Here is a 2,080-nt window from a genome sequence, read left to right as displayed (position 1 = left end):
TAAAACGTCCTACAACCCCAAGATGCAAGCACCTTGGTTTGGGCTCTTCCCGTTTCGCTCGCCGCTACTCAGGGAATCGATCTTTCTTTCTCTTCCTGCAGGTACTAAGATGTTTCAGTTCCCTGCGTCTTCCGCTTGCCTGTTATGTATTTACAGAACAAGCCGCATTCGATCAAAAATGCGGGTTTCCCCATTCGGAAATCTCTGGATCCTAGCTTACTTACAGCTCCCCAGAGCATATCGGCGTTGGTCCCGTCCTTCATCGGCTCCTAGTGCCTGGGCATTCACCGTGTGCCCTTTCTTACTTAACCTGATCCGACCTTCGGTCAGACCGTTCCCGCAGGTATCCTTTGAGCGATCAAAGACCTGCGAGCTTGTTCAACGAAGAAACCATGGGTCATGATTTCCTTCGACTCGGTTGGTGTGTTTCTTTTTCTATCCAGTTTTCCAAGGAACGGACAATCAACGATTATTTCGATCGTTATGGAGCCTAGCGGGATCGACCGCTGACCTCCTGCGTGCAAAGCAGGCGCTCTCCCAGCTGAGCTAAGGCCCCTTGGTAGACCTCTCAAAACTGAACAAAGCGCACAACGCCCCTGTAGATTCCGTAGTATTTCCTTAGAAAGGAGGTGATCCAGCCGCACCTTCCGATACGGCTACCTTGTTACGACTTCACCCCAATCATCGTCCCACCTTCGGCGGCTGGCTCCTTGCGGTTACCTCACCGACTTCGGGTGTTACGAACTCTCGTGGTGTGACGGGCGGTGTGTACAAGGCCCGGGAACGGATTCACCGCGGCATGCTGATCCGCGATTACTAGCGATTCCGGCTTCATGCAGGCGAGTTGCAGCCTGCAATCCGAACTGAGAGAAGCTTTCAGAGATTCGCTCACCTTGCGGCTTGCGCGCTCGTTGTACTCCCCATTGTAGCACGTGTGTAGCCCAGGTCATAAGGGGCATGATGATTTGACGTCATCCCCACCTTCCTCCGGTTTGTCACCGGCAGTCTGACTAGAGTGCCCAACTGAATGCTGGCAACTAGCCATAAGGGTTGCGCTCGTTGCGGGACTTAACCCAACATCTCACGACACGAGCTGACGACAACCATGCACCACCTGTCTCTTTGCCCCGAAGGGAAACCCTATCTCTAGGGCGGTCAAAGGATGTCAAGACCTGGTAAGGTTCTTCGCGTTGCTTCGAATTAAACCACATGCTCCACCGCTTGTGCGGGCCCCCGTCAATTCCTTTGAGTTTCAACCTTGCGGTCGTACTCCCCAGGCGGAGTGCTTAATGCGTTAACTGCAGCACTGAAGGGCGGAAACCCTCCAACACCTAGCACTCATCGTTTACGGCGTGGACTACCAGGGTATCTAATCCTGTTTGCTACCCACGCTTTCGAGCCTCAGCGTCAGTCACAGTCCAGAAGTCGCCTTCGCCACTGGTGTTCCTCCATATATCTACGCATTTCACCGCTACACATGGAATTCCACTTCCTCTTCTGCACTCAAGTTCGCCAGTTTCCAATGCCCCTCCTCGGTTGAGCCGAGGGCTTTCACATCAGACTTAACGAACCGCCTGCGCTCGCTTTACGCCCAATAAATCCGGACAACGCTTGCCACCTACGTATTACCGCGGCTGCTGGCACGTAGTTAGCCGTGGCTTTCTGGTCAGCTACCGTCATAGAAAAAGCATTCCCTCTTCTTCCTGTTCTTGGCTGACAACAGAGCTTTGATCCGAAAACCTTCTTCACTCACGCGGCGTTGCTCGGTCAGGCTTGCGTCCATTGCCGAAGATTCCCTACTGCTGCCTCCCGTAGGAGTCTGGGCCGTGTCTCAGTCCCAGTGTGGCCGATCACCCTCTCAGGTCGGCTATGCATCGTCTTTGGTGAGCCGTTACCTCACCAACTGGCTAATGCACCGCGGGCCCCTCCAGCAGTGACGCTTAAAGCGCCTTTTCCCTTTCTTCCAGGTGGAAAAAAGGACTTATGCGGTATTAGCACCTGTTTCCAAGTGTTATCCCCCGCTGCTGGGTAGGTTCCCCACGTGTTACTCACCCGTCCGCCACTCTGCCACCTCTTCCCC

At 54.1% G+C, this 2,080-nt stretch carries 1 tRNA gene and 2 rRNA genes; all 3 read right to left on the bottom strand.

The window, feature by feature from the left end:
- Window positions 1–311, bottom strand: a 23S ribosomal RNA gene (locus QQK48_RS18440); the annotation flags it as partial.
- A 173-nt stretch (window positions 312–484) separates the two neighbouring features.
- Window positions 485–556, bottom strand: a tRNA-Ala gene (locus QQK48_RS18435).
- Between the two features lie 66 nt (window positions 557–622).
- Window positions 623–2,080 (bottom strand): 16S ribosomal RNA (locus QQK48_RS18430); the annotation flags it as partial.

The sequence above is a fragment of the Demequina litorisediminis genome (assembly GCF_030161615.1).
GTDB classification, from domain to species: Bacteria; Actinomycetota; Actinomycetes; order Actinomycetales; family Demequinaceae; genus Demequina; species Demequina litorisediminis.
The sequence above is the reverse complement of the archived record's forward strand: the minus strand, read 5'-3'. Positions and strand labels throughout refer to the sequence as shown.